The following is an 18,532-nucleotide window of genomic DNA, read 5'->3' on the forward strand; positions in this document are numbered from 1 at the left end:
AGCTGCGCCTACCGAATGCGTGAAACAGCCAACCAATTCGTCTCGGAAGGCTGGGACGTCACGGTGGTGACCATTGCCGACGAGTCCTGGGAGCGGGACTTCGGCCTCGACCACACGCTCTCCGAGCGGGTCGATCCGCGCGTTCGCGTCGTGAAGCTGCCGCTGGTGCGCGAGGACCTGGAAACCGACATTCGTAAGTTCTCCGAGGACCGCGCACTACGGCCGGCGCAGTGGGCGGCCGCTTACCGCAAAAAGGGGATGAAGGATTTCCCCGAGCCGATCTACGGCGGCTGGAAAGCCGACCTGGAGAAGGCCGTCGAGCGGATCCACCGGGACCGGCCCGCCGACCTGGTCGTGGCGACCTGCGTGCCGTACGTGAACATGGCCGCGGCCCTGCACCTGTGGGAGACGCACAAGGTTCCGTACGCGATCGACTTCCGTGACGGCTGGTCCGTCGACGTCATCGACGGCGGCGAGGCCTTCGCCGCCGACTCGCCCTCCGGCGTGTGGGAACGCAAGGTGCTCAGCCAGGCGCTGTCCCTGTGGCTGGTGAACGACCCGATCGCCGAGTGGTACCGGGAGCGTCACCCCGATCTGGCCGACCGCGTCCACGTCGTGCGCAACGGGTACGACGAGGACAGCGTCCCGGCCCGTACCCGCGTCCCCGACGCCGACGCGGGGCTGACCTTCGGGCACCTCGGCGTGGTGACCTCGCCGCCCCGCATCCTCAAGGCCGTTCTCGACGGATGGCGCATCGCCCGTGAGCGGGACCCGCTCGTCGCCCGCTCACGGCTGGAGATCCGCGGCCAGATCGGCTCCGGGGCGACCCGCGAGGCCAACGCCCACATGGAGCTGATCCGGCAGGCGCAGGCCCGCGGTGAAGCGGTGAGCTTCGGGGGACCCGCCCCCAAGGCCGAGCTGGCGGACATCTTCGCGAGCTGGGACGTTCTGCTCCTCATGATCATGGGCGGGAAGTACATGACGTCCGGCAAGGTCTACGAGTACGCCGCGACCGGCCTGCCGGTCATGTCCGCGCACGCGGTGGAGCACGACGCGACCACCGTGATGACCGGCCACCCGCTGTGGACGGGAGCCGTCGGCTTCGACGAGGAAGCGCTGGCCGCGGCCTACTCCAGTGCCGCGAAGCTCGCCGTCGAGGCGAGCGACGAGGACCGGGCGGCCGCCAGGGCCCACGCGGCGCAGTACGCGCGAGCGGCCCAACTGGGCCCCGCCGTCCGCCGTCTCATCCGCCAGGCCGTCCCGGCCCCCGAGGGAGACGGGAGCTCCGGGACGCCGTCCGCGGCCCCGGGCACCCACGAGGTGGAGGACCTCTCCGTATGACGCACGTACTTCTGATCGCCGGAACACGGCCGCAGGCCGCGGTCCTCAAGGCGTCGCTGGAGAAGTTCCGCGCGGCGGGCGCCACCGTCGAACTGGCTGGGCTCTTCGCTCCCGACGACATCGACCCCGGCCTCGAACTGACCCGACTGCGCTCCCTGACGGAGGCGGCCGCCGAACGCGGCCGGATGTTCGAGAAGCGCGTGGCCAAGCTCTCCGCCCCGCGCCGCGTCTGGGCCTCGGCCGAACGCGACCGGCAGGTGCGCGGCTCCGGCCGCCGGGCCCACGTCCTGGTAGCCCTGGACGCCACCGCCGTGTACACGGTGTGGAAGCTGGCCCAGATGAACCGGAGGGCCCACGCCGTCTTCGGTATCGCGCCCGCCCTCAAGGCGGTCGAGGACCGCCGCGAACGGCCGCTGCACTACGCCCTGCGGGCCGTCACCCGGAGCGTTCCGACCCCGGCCACAGCCGCCCGGACCACCAAGCGGGCCGCCCGGCGCGTGGTCGGCGGGGCGCTGCGCCGCGCCTCCTCCCCGTCCGTCGTGCGCACCTCGCTCGGCGCCAAGTCGTGGCGCGGGGTGGTGGCCGCGCCGAAGGTGCCGGACCGGCTGCGGGCCAAGCTGGCCCGACGCATCAGCATGAGCATGACCGAAGGCGGCCGCCGGGCCGGCGCCGCCCTGGTGCTGAAGGACGCCGCCCGGCTCACCGCTGACCGGGCCCTGCGCGCGGACCTGCTCGCCGAGGCCGCCCGGGCGGACCTGGAGCGCGGCCACGACGACGCGGCGCTGCGCCGCTCCGCGTACGAGGCGGCGCTCGCGACCGCCGACCGGTGGTACGCGAAGGGCGACACGAAGAGGGCCGCGGCCTCGCTCTCCTCGGCGCTCACCCTCGCCTTCCCCCGGGCCGTGCACTTCGACTCGCTGACCTCGCCGCTGGCCGAGGACCCCGCGGGCTACCTGGCACCGTTCCGCGCGAGCACCGCCTTCCAGGCCATGACCGCGCCGCGCGGCCGTGCGGCGCCCGCCGCCGCCCCACCGGTCGGCCGGCCGCTGCGGCTGCTGGTCACGACATACTCCAACGCCAACTTCCTGCAGGCGATCCGCGACCGGTACGGCGACCACCCGGGCGTCGAGATCCGCTTCCTGGAGGTGAAGGAGGACGAGACGCTGCGGCCGCTGGCGCGCGGCGCCCAGCGGATGATGGAGTACGCCCTCGGCGGCCGGCCCGGCTTCGGCGACCAGGCCGAGGAGGCGCTCCGGCCCCATCTGGACTGGGCGGACACGGTGTTCGTCGACTGGTGTACCAACGCCGCGGCGCTGTTCACGCTGGTGGACCCGGGCACCACCCGGATCGTCGTACGGCTGCACAGCTACGAGGCGTTCACCCTCTGGCCGCACCTGATGGACCTGGACCGTGTCGACGACCTGGTCTTCGTCGGGGACCACCTGCGCGACCTGGTCGCCGACTGCCTGCCGCGGCTGCGGGAGCCGGGCGCACCGGCGCTGCACGTCATCGCCAACGCCATGGACCTGGAGCGGTTCCGGCGTGCGAAGAGCGGCAGCGACACCCGCTTCACCATCGGCCTGATCGGGGCGGGCGTCGTCGCCAAGGACCCGCGGTGGGCCGTCGAGGTCCTGCGCTTGCTGCGGGAACACGACGAGCGCTACCGCCTGGTAGTCATCGGCGACGGTCTGGACCGCAAGGCCAGCGCCGCGGCCCGCGCCTACGACGACCTGCTCCAGCGGGACCTGGCCGAGCTGGAGCCCGCCGGAGCGGTCCAACTGCTGGGGCGCACCGAGGACGTGCCGGGCGCGCTCACCGGAGTCGGGGTGATCCTCAGCAGTTCGGTGCGGGAGAGCTTCCACTGCGGCCTGGTCGAGGGCGCCGCCAGCGGCGCGCTTCCGGTGGTCCGCGACTGGCCGTTCTTCGCGGGCAAGGAGCACGGCGCCCGGACGCTCTTCCCCGCCGACTGGGTGGTCGGCTCCCCGAGGGAGGCCGCGGACCGCATCCTCGCGCTGACTGCGACGGACGAGGCGTGGCGCAAGGCGACGGCCGACGCGGCGGAGCACGCGCTGACGACCTGGAACTGGCCGGTGATCAGCCCCGGGTTCGACCGGTTGCTGCTGGAGGGCTGAGCGGCGGACCTCAGGGGGCCGGCGCGACCCGCTGCTCCCTGAGGGCCCCGTCCTCCTCCTCGTACACCGCCCCGCTCTGCGGGCACTCCCACACCCCCGGCTCACGCTCGCGGGCCACCAGGCGCACACCGCTGCGGCCCACCCAGCCGATCCGCCGGGCCGGTACGCCGACGACCAGGGCGAAGTCCGGGACGTCCTTGGTCACCACGGCGCCCGCCGCGACCATGGCCCACCGGCCGATCCGCACGGGCGCGACACAGACGGACCGCGCACCGAGCGACGCGCCCTCGGCGACCTTGACGCCCACGGCCTCCCAGTCGCCGCCGCGCTTCTGCCTGCCGTCGGGGTCCACGGAGCGCGGGTACTGGTCGTTGGTGAGGACCACCGCCGGGCCGACGAAGACACCGTCGCCGAGCTCGGCGGGCTCGTAGACGAGGGCGAAGTTCTGCAGCTTGACGTTGTCGCCGATGCGTACGCCGCTGCCGACGTAGGCACCGCGTCCGACGACACAGCCCTCGCCGAGCTTCGCGCCCTCACGGATCTGCGCCAGTTCCCAGATGCTGCTGCCCGCACCGATCTCGGCACTCTCGTCGACCTGGGCGGTGGGCTGGACCCTGTAGTTCACGTGCTGCGCCTTCCGGGAGGTACCTGCTCGTCCGGCGAGCATACGGTTTTTCCCGCCGGGCCCCGCCGTTCGCGGGGTGGAGGCGCCTCCACCCCGGTTTGACCCCCACACCCCCGCCCCGTAACCTTGAGCCTCGGTGTGTTTCCTTAACGCACCTACCCCTGAGCACATCCCTCCCGGTAACGGTCGGTGTTCGCGCCGTCCGCCAGGAGAGGCCGCTCATCCTTCCGGATCGCCCCGGGCCCCGGCCCGCGCGAGCGGCTGGCATCAGGGGATCCGTTCCGAGCGAGAGAGAGATCCGCGTGTACGCCATCGTGCGCAGCGGTGGTCGCCAGCACAAGGTAGCTGTCGGCGACATCGTTGAGGTTGACAAGATTTCCACTGCCAAGGTTGGCGACACGGTCGAGCTCTCGACCCTGCTCGTTGTCGACGGTGACGCGGTCACCAGCGACCCGTGGGTGCTCGACGGCATCAAGGTCACGGCTGAGATCGTGGACCACCACAAGGGCGCGAAGATCGACATCCTTCGCTACAAGAACAAGACCGGCTACCGCCGTCGCCAGGGTCACCGCCAGCAGTACACGGCGATCAAGGTCACCGGTATCCCCGCGGCTGCGAAGTAAGGGACTGAGAACACATGGCACACAAGAAGGGCGCATCGTCCACTCGGAACGGGCGCGATTCCAATGCTCAGCGGCTCGGCGTGAAGCGCTTCGGCGGTCAGGCCGTCAACGCCGGTGAGATCCTGGTCCGCCAGCGTGGCACCCACTTCCACCCGGGCACGGGCGTCGGCCGTGGCGGCGACGACACGCTGTTCGCGCTGACCGCCGGTGCGGTGGAGTTCGGTACGCACCGTGGCCGCAAGGTCGTGAACATCGTTCCGCTCGCCGTCTGAGTTTCCCGACGCGCGCAGAACGGCACACAGCACCTTCCGAGGGCGGATCTCAGCTTTCCCGGCGAACGGGGAAGCGGGTCCGCCCTCGGCGTGTTACGACAGAGACAATTCCGTATTTTCCTGCTGTACCTGGAGGCACCAACCATGACCACCTTCGTGGACCGCGTCGAGCTGCATGCCGCCGCGGGTAACGGAGGCCACGGCTGCGCCTCCGTACACCGTGAGAAGTTCAAGCCGCTGGGCGGCCCCGACGGGGGCAACGGCGGACGGGGCGGCGATGTGATCCTCGTCGTCGAGCAGTCCGTGACCACGCTGCTGGACTACCACCACAGCCCTCACCGCAAGGCCACCAACGGCCAGCCCGGCGCCGGTGACAACCGTTCCGGCAAGGACGGCCAGGACATGGTCCTGCCCGTGCCCGACGGCACCGTCGTCCTCGACAAGGCCGGGAACGTGCTCGCCGACCTCGTCGGCCAGGGCACCACCTTCGTCGCCGGCCAGGGCGGCCGCGGCGGTCTCGGCAACGCGGCACTCGCCTCCGCCCGCCGCAAGGCGCCCGGCTTCGCGCTGCTCGGTGAGCCGGGGGAGAGCCGGGACATCGTCCTGGAGCTCAAGACCGTCGCCGACGTTGCCCTCGTGGGGTACCCGAGCGCGGGCAAGTCCTCGCTGATCTCGGTGCTCTCCGCGGCCAAGCCGAAGATCGCGGACTACCCCTTCACCACGCTCGTCCCGAACCTCGGTGTCGTCACCGCCGGTTCGACCGTCTACACCGTCGCCGACGTCCCGGGCCTCATCCCCGGCGCCAGCCAGGGCAAGGGCCTCGGCCTGGAGTTCCTCCGCCACGTCGAGCGCTGCTCGGTGCTCGTGCACGTCCTGGACACCGCGACGCTGGAGTCCGACCGTGACCCCGTCTCCGACCTCGACATGATCGAGGAGGAGCTGCGGCTCTACGGCGGCCTGGACGACCGGCCCCGCATCGTCGCCCTCAACAAGATCGACATCCCGGACGGCCAGGACCTCGCCGACATGATCCGCCCCGACCTGGAGGCCCGCGGCTACCGCGTCTTCGAGGTCTCCGCGATCGCGCACAAGGGCCTCAACGAGCTCTCCTACGCGCTCGGCGGGATCATCGCCGAGGCGCGTGCCGCCAAGCCGAAGGAGGAGGCGACCCGCATCGTCATCCGTCCCAAGGCCGTCGACGACGCGGGCTTCACCGTCACCCTGGACGACCAGGGCATCTACCGGGTGCGCGGCGAGAAGCCCGAGCGCTGGGTGCGCCAGACCGACTTCAACAACGACGAGGCCGTCGGCTACCTCGCGGACCGGCTCAACCGCCTCGGCGTCGAGGACGCCCTGATGAAGGCGGGCGCCCGGGCCGGCGACGGTGTGGCGATCGGACCCGAGGAGAACGCGGTCGTCTTCGACTGGGAGCCGACCGTGACGGCCGGCGCCGAGATGCTCGGCCGCCGCGGCGAGGACCACCGCCTGGAGGAGCCGCGCCCCGCGGCGCAGCGCCGCCGGGACCGTGACTCCGAGCGCGACGACGCGGAGAAGGAGTACGACGAGTTCGACCCCTTCTAGGACCGGTCCGACCCCTCCAAGGGCGCACCGGCTCCATGACCGGACGGCTCGACTCCGTATGGAGTCCGGCCGTCCGGTAGCGTCCGGGCGGATATGCGGTGGTCCGGCCGTCCCGGCGGGTCGCTCAAGGGCGGCGCAAGGGCGACAGATGTGCAGATTATGCAACATCTCTGCGGATCGGATCACTCGCGTACCGGACCCGGGCCGTCCAACCTCCCTGGCCAGAGGGTGAACTACCGGTTCTCACGGGGGAGCGACGGACGGCGTCCACCTTGCGAGACGGTCACGGAGAGTGCGAGCATCGCGCTGTTCCCCCGTCATAGCAAGGTAGGTCGTCTGTGTCTGAGCCGCACGAAGCCAAGCCCCGGACTACCGCGGTCGTACTCGCCGGTGGCACCGGGCAGCGCGTGGGACTGTCGATCCCCAAGCAGCTGCTGAAGATCGCCGGCAAGGCGGTCATCGAGCACACGCTGGCCATCTTCGAGAACGCCGAGGACATCGACGACGTCATCGTGCTCATGGCACCCGGCTTCCTACCCGACGTCGAGAAGATCGTCGCCAGGGCCCAGCTGACCAAGGTCACGCGCGTCATCGAGGGCGGCAACACCCGCAACGAGACGACGGAGCGTGCCATCGCGGCCCTCGGCGAGGGCCTGGCCGAGGGCGAGGACCGCAACGTCCTCTTCCACGACGCGGTGCGCCCGCTGCTGTCACAGCGTGTGATCAGGGACTGCATCGACGCCCTCGACCGCTACCAGGCCGTCGACGTCGCCATCCCCTCCGCGGACACGATCATCGTGACCCGCACCCACGGCGGGGACGGGGAGTTCATCACCGAGGTTCCCGACCGCTCCCGACTGCGCCGCGGCCAGACCCCGCAGGCGTTCAAGCTCTCCACGATCCGCAAGGCGTACCGGATCGCGGCGGGAGACCCCAACTTTCAGGCGACCGACGACTGTTCGGTGGTCCTCAAGTACCTCCCCGACGTGCCGATCTACGTGGTCGCGGGCGACGAGTACAACATGAAGGTCACCCAGCCGGTCGATGTCTTCATCACCGACAAACTCTTCCAGCTCGCCTCCACCGCCGCCCCGCGCCAGGCCGACGAGGCCGCCTACCGTGAGCTGCTCTCCGGTAAGACCCTCGTCGTCTTCGGCGGTTCGTACGGGATCGGCGCCGACATCGCGGCGCTGGCCGAGAGCCACGGCGCGAGCGTCTACGCGCTGGGCCGGTCCACCACCGGCACGCACGTGGAGAACCCGGACCACATCGAAGAAGCGCTCGCCAAGGCGCGCGCCGAGACCGGCCGCATCGACTACGTCATCAACACCGCGGGCGTCCTGCGCATCGGCAAGCTGGCCGAGACGGACAACGCGACGATCCAGGAAGCCCTGAACGTCAACTACCTGGCCCCCGTCCAGATCGCGCGCGCCTCCTACAAGTACCTCGTCGAGACCCGGGGCCAGCTGCTGCTCTACACCTCCAGCAGCTACACCCGCGGCCGCGCCGAGTACAGCCTCTACTCCTCCACCAAGGCCGCGATGGTCAACCTGACCCAGGCGCTCGCCGACGAGTGGGCGGGCGAGGGGATCCGCGTCAACTGCGTCAACCCGGAGCGGACCGCGACGCCGATGCGCACCAAGGCGTTCGGCCAGGAGCCGGAGGGCTCACTGCTCTCCTCGGAGGCCGTGGCGCACACCTCGCTGGACGTGCTGCTCTCCGACATGACCGGTCACGTCGTCGACGTACGGCAGCAGGACCCCACGGCCGAAGCCTCGGCGTCCTCCGGGTTCGAGCAGGCCCTGGCCTACGCGCTGGACCGGCAAGGGGATGTGTAATAATTCCTGACCATTGTGTGTATAAGGGCCTCTGTCATCGCTTAGCGCGACGGCAGAGGCCCGTGTTCGTGAAGTCTTGGCATCACACTTTCCTCCATGCGTGAATCCGACCGGCATCCCCCTGGAGCAGGTTCTTCGTGATTTCGACAGCTATTCGCCTGGCCCGTGTGGGCAGCAGGTCAGAACTCGCGGCAGCGTTGTTGATGGGGCTGGGATATCCCTGCGTCATGCTCGCCGCGCTCCTTCCGAACATCTGGTTCTTCGCGGCGGCCGCGGCTGTCACGTATGCCGCGGACTGGTATCTGCACCAGCGGGGGAGCCATCTGATCAACCAGCTCGGCAAGGTGCGGGCCGGACCGTCCATCCGCTTCCTGCTGCGCCAGCTCATGCTCGTCCTGCTGCTGGCCCGGATGGGCCTCGCCGAGGAGCCGCTCTTCTACACGGCGGTCGCCTGCTTCCTGATCTTCTACGGTCTGCAGGCCCCGCAGGGCGCGGTAACGACCCTGATCTGGCTGCGCCGCACCATGCCGGTCGTCACCCGCAACGTGGACCTGCACTCCGTGCGCATCCCCGACGCCCCGCCAGGTGCGCTGCTGCGCCGCTCAGGCGAGAAGATGCTGCACCTCGACATCGCGGCGATGGCCGGCATCCTGATCGCCGCCGGGACCGGCGAGGACAGGGTCGGCTACGTCGGCGCCGCGCTCACCCTGCTGCTCGCCCTGGTCTACATCGTGGCGCTCATCCCGTACATGCGGCGCAGCCGTCTGGTGCCCCCGGTCGCCGCCGTGCTCAAGGCCGTCGACACCTGGCTGCGCGAGTACCAGCCGACCGTGGTGCTCTACTTCTCCGGCTCCAACGAGTCCGCCTACCAGGGCAACATGTGGCTGGAGACGATGGCCCGCGTCGAAGGCCGGCCGCTGATCGTCATGCGCGAGCGCAACCTGGTCCCGCAACTGGCCGAGACCTCCGTCCCGGTGCTCTGTGTCCCGGCGGGCACGCACCTGATGAACCTGGACCTCTCCTCGGCCCGGGTCTGCCTGTATCCCGCCAACGTCGGCAAGAACATCCACATCCTGCGCGTGCCGACCATGAAGCACGTCTTCATCGGCCACGGCGACAGCGACAAACTCGCCAGTGTCAACCCGTACTCCAAGGTCTACGACGAGGTCTGGACGGCCGGCCGGGCCGGCCGCGACCGCTACGCGCTGGCCGACGTGGGCGTCCGGGACGAGGACATCGTCGAGGTGGGCCGCCCGCAGCTGGAGTCCATCACGACCTGGACGGGTGCGCCTCGGAACCCCATTCCGACCGTGCTGTACGCCCCCACCTGGGAGGGCTGGGACGACAACCCCGGCAACACCTCCCTGCTCCTGGCGGGCGAGAACATCGTGCGTCGGCTGCTCGCCGCCGACGACCCGGTCCGGATCATCTACAAGCCGCACCCCTTCACCGGCATCCGCAGCCGCCAGGCCAAGGCCGTCGACGCCAAGATCCGGGCGATGCTGGGGAAGGCGGCCGCCGAGCGCGCCACCGAGCCCCGCTGGGTGGAGGAGGCCGAGCGGACGGCCGCCGAGCGGAGCGCCGCCCAGGCCGAGCTGGTACGGATCAACGCCCGCCTCGCGGAGCTCGCGGTCGTCGGCCGCGCCGGCGGGGACGAGGCGGAGGAGTCGCGGGTCTCGCTCGCCGACCCCGCCCGCGAGGCGGAGGCGGCACAGCTGCTGGCCGCGTGGAGCGAGGCCTACTGGCGTTCCTTCGGCTGGTGGGAGCACCGTACGGCGGTGGGCGCGGAGCCCAAGCTGTACGACTGTTTCAACGAGTCCGACGCCCTGGTCTCGGACATCTCCAGCGTGGTCTCCGACTTCATCGCGAGCGGCAAGCCGTACGCGGTCACGGACTCCGCGGCGCTCGGAGCCGAGGAGTTCCGGCGGCAGAACACCGCCGTACGGGCCGCGGTCATCCTGTCCAACAGCGCCGAGGAGCTCGACGAGCTGCTGGCCGCCGTCGCGGACCCGGCCGCCGATGTGCTGGCCGGGGCGCGCCGCGAGCTGAAGTCGTACCTCCTGGGCCCGGACGAGCCGACCTCCATGGAGCGGTTCAACGCCGCCGTACGGGCGCTCGCCGCCAAGGCCGAGGCCCGCAACGCCGGTGTCGCCCAGCGGCTCGGCGATCAGGTCATCGCCGTCCCGGACCGTGAGGCGGCCGCCGGCGACGGCGTCGTCCCGGGCGAGCCGGAGCTGCCGGCCGAGGCCGCTGTGGCGGACCCGGACGCGGTGGGCGTCTCCGCGGTGGCGCCGCAGGCAGCGGTGGAGGCTGCGGCGGAGACCGCGGTCACCGAAGGGGCCTCACCGGCACGCTGAGGCGCGGACGGACCGAACTGTCCGAAAGGGATGCAACCCCGACAGCTACCCGTAGGTCTTCCTGAGGGAGGGATGTACGGGTCGTTCGGCGTGTCGGTGTGTAGAAGGTACATATCGGGCATTCCATGTTCTTTCGTGATGAAATTGATGGGTGCATATGGCCGACATGCCCAGAACGAACCACGAGCCCGATGTCAGTGTGATCATCGGAGCGTATGACGCGATGCCCTACCTGGTCCGCTGCCTGGAGTCCGTGGAGGCACAGACGATCGGCGCCGGACGCCTGGAGATCGTCGCGGTCGACGACGGCTCCACCGACGCCACGGGCGCCTGCCTGGAGGAGTTCGCCGCCCGGACGGCGATCCCCGTGCGCGTCGTCCGGCAGGCCAACTCCGGAGGCCCCAGCGGCCCGCGGAACCTCGGCCTGAAGCTCGCCCGCGGCCGGTACGTCTTCTTCCTCGACGCCGACGACTACTTCGGCGAGGAGGCCCTGGAGCGCATGGTCGCCATGGGCGACCGGGCGGGCACGGACGTGGTGCTCGGAAAGATCGTCGGCGTCAACCGCGGTGCCGCGAAGTCGATGTGGAAAGAGACCCTCGACCACGCCGACCTCTATGAATCCAACATCAAATTCACGCTGAGCGCGCAGAAGCTGTTCCGGCGCGACCTCCTCGTACGGCTCGGCATGCGCTTCGACGAGAAGCTGAAGACCGGCGAGGACGCCCTGTTCACCATGGAGGCGTACCTCCGCGGCAACGGGGTCTCCGTCGTCGCCGACTACACCTGCTACTACCTGGTGGGCCGCGAGGACGGCAACCAGATGACCAAGAAGGGCGACCACCGGCGGCGCTTCGACTCGGCCCGCGCTCTCATGGGGCTCATCGCCGACCTGGTGCCCCCGGGTCCCCGCCGGGATTCACTGATGGTGCGTCCGTTCGTCATCACGCTGCTGCCCCAGTTCGGACCCGGACTGGTGAATCAGTCCGACACCGTACGCCGGGAGAAGGCGGCGCTCGCCGCCCCCCTGATGGACGCCTACTGGACACCTGGGCTCGGCCGCCGGCTCAAGGTCCACGAGCGGCTGAGGCTCACCGCCCTCGCCCGGGGTCGGCTCGACCCGCTGCTCGACATCGCGGCCTTCCTGCGGGACGGAAAGGAACCCGAGGTGGTCCGCAGGGGTGACCGGATCCTTCTCGCCTACCCGCACTTCGACCGGGCGGGCAAGGGTTCCGTGCTCCCGAAGCGCGCCTACGAGGTGACCGTCACCGAATGGGTCGGCGGCCGACGGATCGAGCCGCCGCAGCCGAAGCCACGCGTGTTCCTCGCCCGGCGCGTAGCCCGCAGAGCCCGCCGTGCGGTGCTGGGCGCCCTGCGCGCTCCCCGCGCGCACCGCGTCTGACGGGACGGGTTCCGGGGCCCTCGCGCCGTCCGCGCGGGGGGCGAACGACCCGTTCGTGTGATTGGCGTCACGTCATCCGGGGGTGTATCCATGAGACCGCTGTTGGCGTCTCCCTCGCACCCCGTCTTCCAGGGGTTCACCATCTGTACGTCCATCCCCGGAAAGGCACTCCTCCGTGGCGTCCCTCGAAGCGATTCCCGAAGAGCTCAGCCGGCTCATGAAGTACTTCCCGGAGACCCCGGCCGAGGAGCGCCCCGCTTTCCACAGCGCGGCCAAGGACTTCCTGGACAGGGCGGCCCCCAAGATCGTCCGGCAGTTCTCGCCGATGGCCCGGGTCAAGTGGCACCTGGCGGCCAGTGGACGCGGCGATGAGCTGGCGGAACTGCTCCACTACGAACGTGAGAACCCCGGTGCCTTCTCCGTGAAGGGCCTGCGGCGGGCCCGGATCGAACTGCCCGGCATCGAGAGCTCCTCGCTGCCGTCCTCGGTGCGCAACTTCAACCGCAGCGAACTCCCCGTACGCGGCAAGCTCCTGGACCTCGGCTGGCAGGACGGCAAGCTCCTCGTCAAGGGCTACGCCTACATCCCCAACGTCCCCTCCGCCACCGGCAGACGCTCCCTGCGCGTCGCCGTGCTGCGCCGCCAGGGCAGCCGCTCCACCCTCCCGCTGCGCCTGCGCACGGTCGAGGAGCCCCGCGCCACGGCCGAGGCCAAGGGCGCGCTCCACAACTACGACTGGTCGGGCTTCGAGCTCGCCATCGACCCCGGCCGGCTGCGGGTGCGCGGCCAGTGGCAGTCCGGCACCTGGCGCCTGGGTATCGCCATCCCCCGCCCCGGCGGCATGTCCGTGGGCAGCCTCACCAGGAACAGCGCAGGCGCCGCCGGACACAGCCGCACCCGCGTCCTGGACGACGGCGTCCGGTTCGTCGCCGGCTTCGACCGCAACCGCCTCAAGCTCACCGTGGACGTCGTCCCCGCCGAGATCGACGCCCAGGAGTCCGACGGCGACACCCTCACCGTCACCCTCCGCTCCCGGGTGACCGCCCCCGCCGCCAAGGTCCCCACCGCGCTGCGTATCGACCACGAACCGAGCGGCTTCGTCACCGAGCTGCCGCTCCGTCAGGCCGGCACCGGCGACGACGGCTGGTTCCGCCACACCGCCGAACTGCCCCTCGCCGCCCTCCCCGTCGACGGCATCGCCCCCGGCACCTCCCGCAAGTACCGCACGCTCATCGTCCTCGCCGACGGCACCACCCGCCGCGCCACCAACGGCGAGAACCTGCGCACCGGCGTCCACCCGCTCCCCGACGGGCGCGAGTTGGCGATCCTCACCGACGGCGCCGGGAACTTCACCCCCCAACTGCGCACCGTCCAGCCGGTCGTCGACACCGTCGAGTGGAGCGCAGACGGCGAACTGGTGCTCTCCGGCACCTACACCGGATCGGCCGAGCGCATGAAGATGGTCCTGCGCCACACCGGCCGCAACGAGGACCGCCCGCTGCCCGTCGCCTTCGCGGACGGCCGCTTCACCGCCCGCCTGCGCCCGGACACCATGCCCACCTACGAGGGCACCGTGCCGCTGCGCGCCGGACGCTGGATGCCGCGCCTGCGCCCGCACACCGAGTGGGACCACACCCGCGACCTCCCGGTCACGCTCCGCCCCGACCTCGTCTCCCTGCTGCCGCTCTCCCACCGGGGCGAGCACCGCACGTACACCGTGGAGCGCGTCGACTTCGACCGGATCTTCGTCGAGTCAGGGCCCGTCCTCGGCCCCGAGCTGCGCGGCGCCTACCGCCAGCGCCTCATGCGCGACGTCCACACCCCCGAGCAGCGCGAACTGCCGCTGCGCGAGGCCGTGCTCTACAACAGCTTCGGCGGCAAGCAGTTCTCCGACTCGCCCCGCGCGGTGTACGAGGAGATCAAGCGCCGCGGCACCGAGGTCGAGCACATCGCGATGGTCCAGGACCAGCAGGTCGTCCTGCCGCCCGGCGTACGCGGCGTGGAGTGGGGCAGCCAGGAGTGGTACGAGGCGCTGGCCCGCAGCCGGTACGTCGTCACCAACGGCGGCATCCGCGAGTGGTTCGTCCGCCGCGAGGGCCAGGTCGTCGTCCAGACCTGGCACGGCACCCCGCTCAAGCGCATCGGCGCCGACCTCCTCGGCACCCCGAAGGCGAACCTGGCCTACATCGCGAGCCTCCCGCAGCGCTCGCGACAGTACAGCCTGTTCATCACTCCGAACGGCTTCACGACCCCGATCATGACCAACGCCTTCCGCCTCCGGTGCGAGGTGCTGGAGGCGGGCTACCCGCGCAACGACGTCTTCCACGCCCCCGACCGCGTCGAGCGTGCCGGGGCCGTACGGGAGAAGCTCGGCATCCCCGCGGGCAAGAAGGTCGTGCTGTACGCGCCCACCTGGCGCGACGACCAGCGCTACGGCGGCCGCCGCTTCAAGCTGGACAACCGGATCGACGTCGAGGCCGCGCGGCGCGAGCTCGGCGAGGACCACGTGCTGCTCTACCGCAAGCACCACAAGGTCCTCGACTCCGTCCCCGGCGCCGGACAGGGCTTCGTCCACGACGTCACGTACTACCCGGACATCGCCGACCTCTACCTGATCGCCGACGTGCTGATCACGGACTACTCCTCGGTGCTGTTCGACTTCGCCCACTCCGGACGGCCGATGCTCTTCTTCACCTACGACCTGGAGCACTACCGCGACACCCTGCGCGGCTTCTACTTCGACTTCACCTCCCGCGCCCCCGGACCGCTGATCAAGACCTCCGAGGACCTGGTCGACGCGATCCGGAACATCGACGCGGTGAGCGAGGAGTACAAGGAGAAGTACGCGCGGTTCCGGGCCGACTTCTGCGAGCCCTCCGACGGGCGGGCCGCCGCCCGCGTCGTCGACCGGATGCTCGCCATCGGGGACGAGCGGCTGCGCTGATCCGTCCCGGCCGCCCCACCGCTGTCCACCGGGCGAAACCGCCAGGCGGCGGGGGCGGCCGCTCGCGTACTGTGCTGTGCCGGGGGCGGCACGTACGCCCCTCACCGGACACCGGGGCGATCCAGAGCGAGGAAGCACGTGGCAGAGCAGAGGCCGTCGGAGCACGCGCCGTCGGAGCACGCGCCGTCGGAGCACCGGGCGGCCGTGACCGGCGCCCGCAGGATCGTCGTCAAGGTCGGCTCCTCCTCGCTCACCACCGCGTCCGGCGGCCTCGACGCCGACCGGGTCGACGCCCTCGTCGACGTCCTGGCCAAGGTCAGGGACGGCGGCGAACGCGAGGTCGTCCTCGTCTCCAGCGGTGCCATCGCCGCCGGGCTCGCCCCGCTCGGCCTGGTCCGCCGGCCCAAGGACCTGGCCCGCCAGCAAGCCGCCGCCAGCGTCGGCCAGGGCCTCCTGGTGGCCCGCTACACCGCCTCCTTCGCGCGGTACGGCGTCCGCGTCGGCCAGGTGCTCCTCACCGCCGACGACACCAGCCGCCGTGCCCACTACCGCAACGCCTACAGCACCCTGGACCAGCTCCTGGAGATGGGTGCCGTCCCCCTCGTCAACGAGAACGACACCGTCGCCACCGACGAGATCCGCTTCGGCGACAACGACCGGCTCGCAGCTCTCGTCGCCCACCTCGTCCACGCCGACCTCCTGGTCCTCCTCTCCGACGTCGACGGCCTCTACGACGGCCCGCCCGGCACCCCCGGAGCGTCCCGGATCGCCGAGGTCACCGGCCCCGACGACCTGGCGGGCGTCACCATCGGCAGCGCCGGCAAGGCGGGCGTGGGCACCGGCGGCATGGTCACCAAGGTCGAGGCCGCCCGTATCGCCACCGCCGCAGGCGTTCCCGTCGTCCTCACCTCCGCCAGCCGGGCCGCCGACGCCCTGGCGGGCCGCGACACCGGCACGTACTTCCACCGCACCGGCCGCCGCTCCGCCGACCGGCTCCTCTGGCTCGCCCACGCCTCCACCCCGCAGGGCGCGCTCACCCTGGACGACGGCGCCGTACGGGCCGTCGTGGAGCGCCGCACCTCGCTGCTGCCCGCCGGGATCTCCGCCGTCGAGGGCGAGTTCAGCGCCGGCGACCCGGTGGAGCTGCGCGACCTGCGCGGCACCCCGGTCGCCCGCGGACTCGTCAACTTCGACGCGAAGGAGGTCCCCCAGCTGCTCGGCCGCTCCACCCGCGACCTGGCCCGCGAACTGGGTCCCGCCTACGAGCGCGAGGTCGTACACAGGGACGATCTCGTCGTCCTCACGCCACGCCTCACCCCCTGAAACGGCTGAAAGTCCCGCCATCGGGCAGGGACCTTTACCAAAACCGCCCCACACCAGGCCGTGGACTGGTCCACTTTGTAGCGGGGAAACAGGGGTCCGCACAGCAATACATCACAGGAGGCCGCCGGTGAGACGAGCGCGCCCGGGGGCGTCGCCCCGAGGCACGGGCAGCCGCGCCCTGACGAGTGTCGGAGCGGGGGCTGATTTCGACCGGAACCCGCCCCTGGGAGGCTCCGCCGAACAGGCGCCGGCGACGGCGAAACAGGAGGACCGCCCGCAGTCGAAGCTGTGGCACATCACCCTCAGCGTCTCGGGGACCGAGATTCCGCTGGCGGAGGTCAGACGCGGCCTGGAACAGCTCGCGCACGACCACCCCTTCCTACTGACCAGCCGTTATGCCAACGACCACGCGGAGATCCGCTACTGGGAAGAGGCCCGCGACCTGCACGACGCGGCCGCGGTCGCCCTGCGGCTGTGGGGCGAACACCGCTCCAGCGCCCAGCTGCCCCCGTGGAAGATCGTCGGCCTCGAAGTCATCGACCGCGAGACGTACCACCAGCGCATCGCCGAAGGCTACGGACCGCCGCCCGCCGCCCCCGTCGGCGTGCACCCCTACTGAAGCAGCCCCGGACGAGGCGTCCGCCCCTCGGGTCGGCCGTCTCGCATCACGGGATACGTGCCGTATGCCCGCAGAGCGCGCATTACTCTGCGGGCATGACCACGCTCTCGCCCTACGACAACCTGTCCCCGGTCGCGCAGACCGCCTACCGGGCCCGCGCCGCCGCCGCAGATATCGCGCCACTTCCGCGCGCTGCCAAGGACGACGCGCTGCTGGCCATCGCCGACGCCCTCGAAGTACGGACCGCCGAGATCGTCGAGGCCAACGCGCAGGACGTGGAGCGGGCCCGCGAGGCCGGTACGAGCGAGGGCATCATCGACCGGCTCACCCTCACCCCGGAGCGCATCCGCGCCATCGCCGCCGACGTACGGGACGTGGCCGCGCTGCCCGACCCGGTCGGCGAGGTGGTGCGCGGCTCCACACTGCCCAACGGCATCGACCTGCGCCAGGTCCGCGTCCCCCTCGGCGTGGTCGGCATCATCTACGAGGCCCGCCCCAACGTCACCGTGGACGCCGCCGCCCTCTGCCTGAAGTCCGGCAACGCGGTCCTGCTGCGCGGCTCCTCCTCCGCCTACGCCTCCAACACCGCCCTGGTCCGGGTCCTGCGCGACGCGGTCGGCGGCTCTGGCCTCCCCGCCGACGCGGTGCAGCTCGTCCCGGGCGAGAGCCGCGACTCCGTACGGGAGCTGATGCGGGCACGCGGCCTGGTCGACGTCCTCATCCCGCGCGGCGGCGCCTCCCTGATCCGTACGGTCGTCGAGGAGTCCACGGTCCCCGTCATCGAGACCGGCACCGGCAACTGCCATGTCTACGTCGACGCGGAGACGGACCTGGCCATGGCCGTCGACATCCTGATCAACTCCAAGGCCCAGCGCCCCAGCGTCTGCAACTCCGCCGAGACCCTCCTCGTCCACAAGGACGTCGCCGACGCCTTCCTGCCGCTCGCCCTGGACGCCCTGGCCGAGGCCGGGGTGACCGTCCACGGCGACGAGCAGGTCCTCGCCCACGCCGAGGGGGCCAAGGCCACCGTGGTCGCGGCGACGACGGAGGACTGGGAGACCGAGTACCTGTCGTACGACATCGCCGCCGCGGTCGTGGACTCCCTGGACGCGGCGGTCGCGCACATCCGCCTCTGGTCCTCCGGCCACACCGAGGCCATCGTGACCACCTCGCAGGCGGCCGCCCGCCGGTTCACCCAGCTGGTTGACTCGACCACGGTCGCCGTCAACGCCTCCACCCGCTTCACGGACGGCGGGCAGTTCGGCTTCGGCGCCGAGATCGGCATCTCCACCCAGAAGCTGCACGCCCGCGGCCCGATGGGGCTGCCGGAGCTGACCTCGACGAAGTACATCGTCACCGGCGACGGCCACACCCGCTAGCCGCGCCTTTCGCCTCGCACGCCTCCGTACGCCGGGCCGGGCGACCAGGCCGTACGCCTGGTCGCCCGGCCCGGCGTACGCGCACGGGTCAGGGACCGG

At 71.2% G+C, this 18,532-nt stretch carries 13 protein-coding genes; 12 read left to right on the plus strand and 1 reads right to left on the minus strand.

Translation table 11 applies throughout. The features are described from left to right. Nucleotides 1-15 precede the first annotated feature (15 nt). Both AMK21_RS02105 and AMK21_RS02110 read left to right on the plus strand, forming a co-directional pair. Nucleotides 16-1,341, plus strand: a complete 1,326-nt coding sequence (locus AMK21_RS02105) for a glycosyl transferase (protein ID WP_107429849.1) — start codon at nt 16-18, stop codon at nt 1,339-1,341. After that, complete coding sequence (locus AMK21_RS02110; protein ID WP_073873556.1) at nt 1,338-3,473, plus strand: glycosyltransferase; 2,136 nt, start codon at nt 1,338-1,340, stop codon at nt 3,471-3,473. The genes AMK21_RS02105 and AMK21_RS02110 overlap by 4 nt, the downstream gene beginning before the upstream one ends. 10 nt (nt 3,474-3,483) lie before the next feature. On the opposite strand, the gene AMK21_RS02115 is transcribed toward AMK21_RS02110, so the two are convergent. Beyond that, the gene (locus tag AMK21_RS02115) at nt 3,484-4,098 is read right to left on the minus strand and encodes an acyltransferase (protein WP_073874223.1); all 615 of its coding nucleotides are present in this window, start codon (nt 4,096-4,098) and stop codon (nt 3,484-3,486) included. 302 nt (nt 4,099-4,400) lie between these two features. Between AMK21_RS02115 and rplU the strand changes: the two genes are divergently transcribed. The 10 genes from rplU to AMK21_RS02165 all read left to right on the plus strand — a co-directional run bounded on the left by rplU (nt 4,401) and on the right by AMK21_RS02165 (nt 18,433). Continuing rightward, nucleotides 4,401-4,721, plus strand: a complete 321-nt coding sequence (gene rplU, locus AMK21_RS02120) for a 50S ribosomal protein L21 (protein WP_003969204.1) — start codon at nt 4,401-4,403, stop codon at nt 4,719-4,721. Nucleotides 4,722-4,735: 14 nt separating this feature from the next. Further along, the gene (gene rpmA / locus AMK21_RS02125) at nt 4,736-4,993 is read left to right on the plus strand and encodes a 50S ribosomal protein L27 (RefSeq protein WP_015608479.1); all 258 of its coding nucleotides are present in this window, start codon (nt 4,736-4,738) and stop codon (nt 4,991-4,993) included. Between the two features lie 144 nt (nt 4,994-5,137). Beyond that, nucleotides 5,138-6,574: a GTPase ObgE gene (gene obgE, locus AMK21_RS02130; protein WP_073873557.1), complete on the plus strand. Its 1,437-nt coding sequence runs from the start codon at nt 5,138-5,140 to the stop codon at nt 6,572-6,574. A 338-nt stretch (nt 6,575-6,912) separates the two neighbouring features. Continuing rightward, entirely contained in the window at nt 6,913-8,412 is a 1,500-nt protein-coding gene (locus AMK21_RS02135) for a bifunctional cytidylyltransferase/SDR family oxidoreductase (protein ID WP_073873558.1), read from the plus strand. A 227-nt stretch (nt 8,413-8,639) separates the two neighbouring features. After that, complete coding sequence (locus tag AMK21_RS02140) at nt 8,640-10,769, plus strand: hypothetical protein (RefSeq protein WP_107429850.1); 2,130 nt, start codon at nt 8,640-8,642, stop codon at nt 10,767-10,769. 157 nt (nt 10,770-10,926) lie between these two features. Then, nucleotides 10,927-12,168 (plus strand): glycosyltransferase family 2 protein, encoded by a 1,242-nt coding sequence (locus tag AMK21_RS02145; RefSeq protein WP_073873561.1) that lies wholly within the window; start codon nt 10,927-10,929, stop codon nt 12,166-12,168. A gap of 175 nt (nt 12,169-12,343) precedes the next feature. Next, nucleotides 12,344-15,112 (plus strand): CDP-glycerol glycerophosphotransferase family protein, encoded by a 2,769-nt coding sequence (locus tag AMK21_RS02150; protein ID WP_073873563.1) that lies wholly within the window; start codon nt 12,344-12,346, stop codon nt 15,110-15,112. Between the two features lie 204 nt (nt 15,113-15,316). Then, nucleotides 15,317-16,435: a glutamate 5-kinase gene (proB, locus tag AMK21_RS02155; RefSeq protein WP_234421817.1), complete on the plus strand. Its 1,119-nt coding sequence runs from the start codon at nt 15,317-15,319 to the stop codon at nt 16,433-16,435. Nucleotides 16,436-16,562: 127 nt separating this feature from the next. Beyond that, entirely contained in the window at nt 16,563-17,054 is a 492-nt protein-coding gene (locus tag AMK21_RS02160) for a hypothetical protein (RefSeq protein WP_073873567.1), read from the plus strand. A 95-nt stretch (nt 17,055-17,149) separates the two neighbouring features. Next, entirely contained in the window at nt 17,150-18,433 is a 1,284-nt protein-coding gene (locus tag AMK21_RS02165; protein WP_073873569.1) for a glutamate-5-semialdehyde dehydrogenase, read from the plus strand. Nucleotides 18,434-18,532: the final 99 nt, after the last annotated feature.

This window comes from Streptomyces sp. CB00316, assembly GCF_001905595.1.
GTDB lineage: Bacteria > Actinomycetota > Actinomycetes > Streptomycetales > Streptomycetaceae > Streptomyces.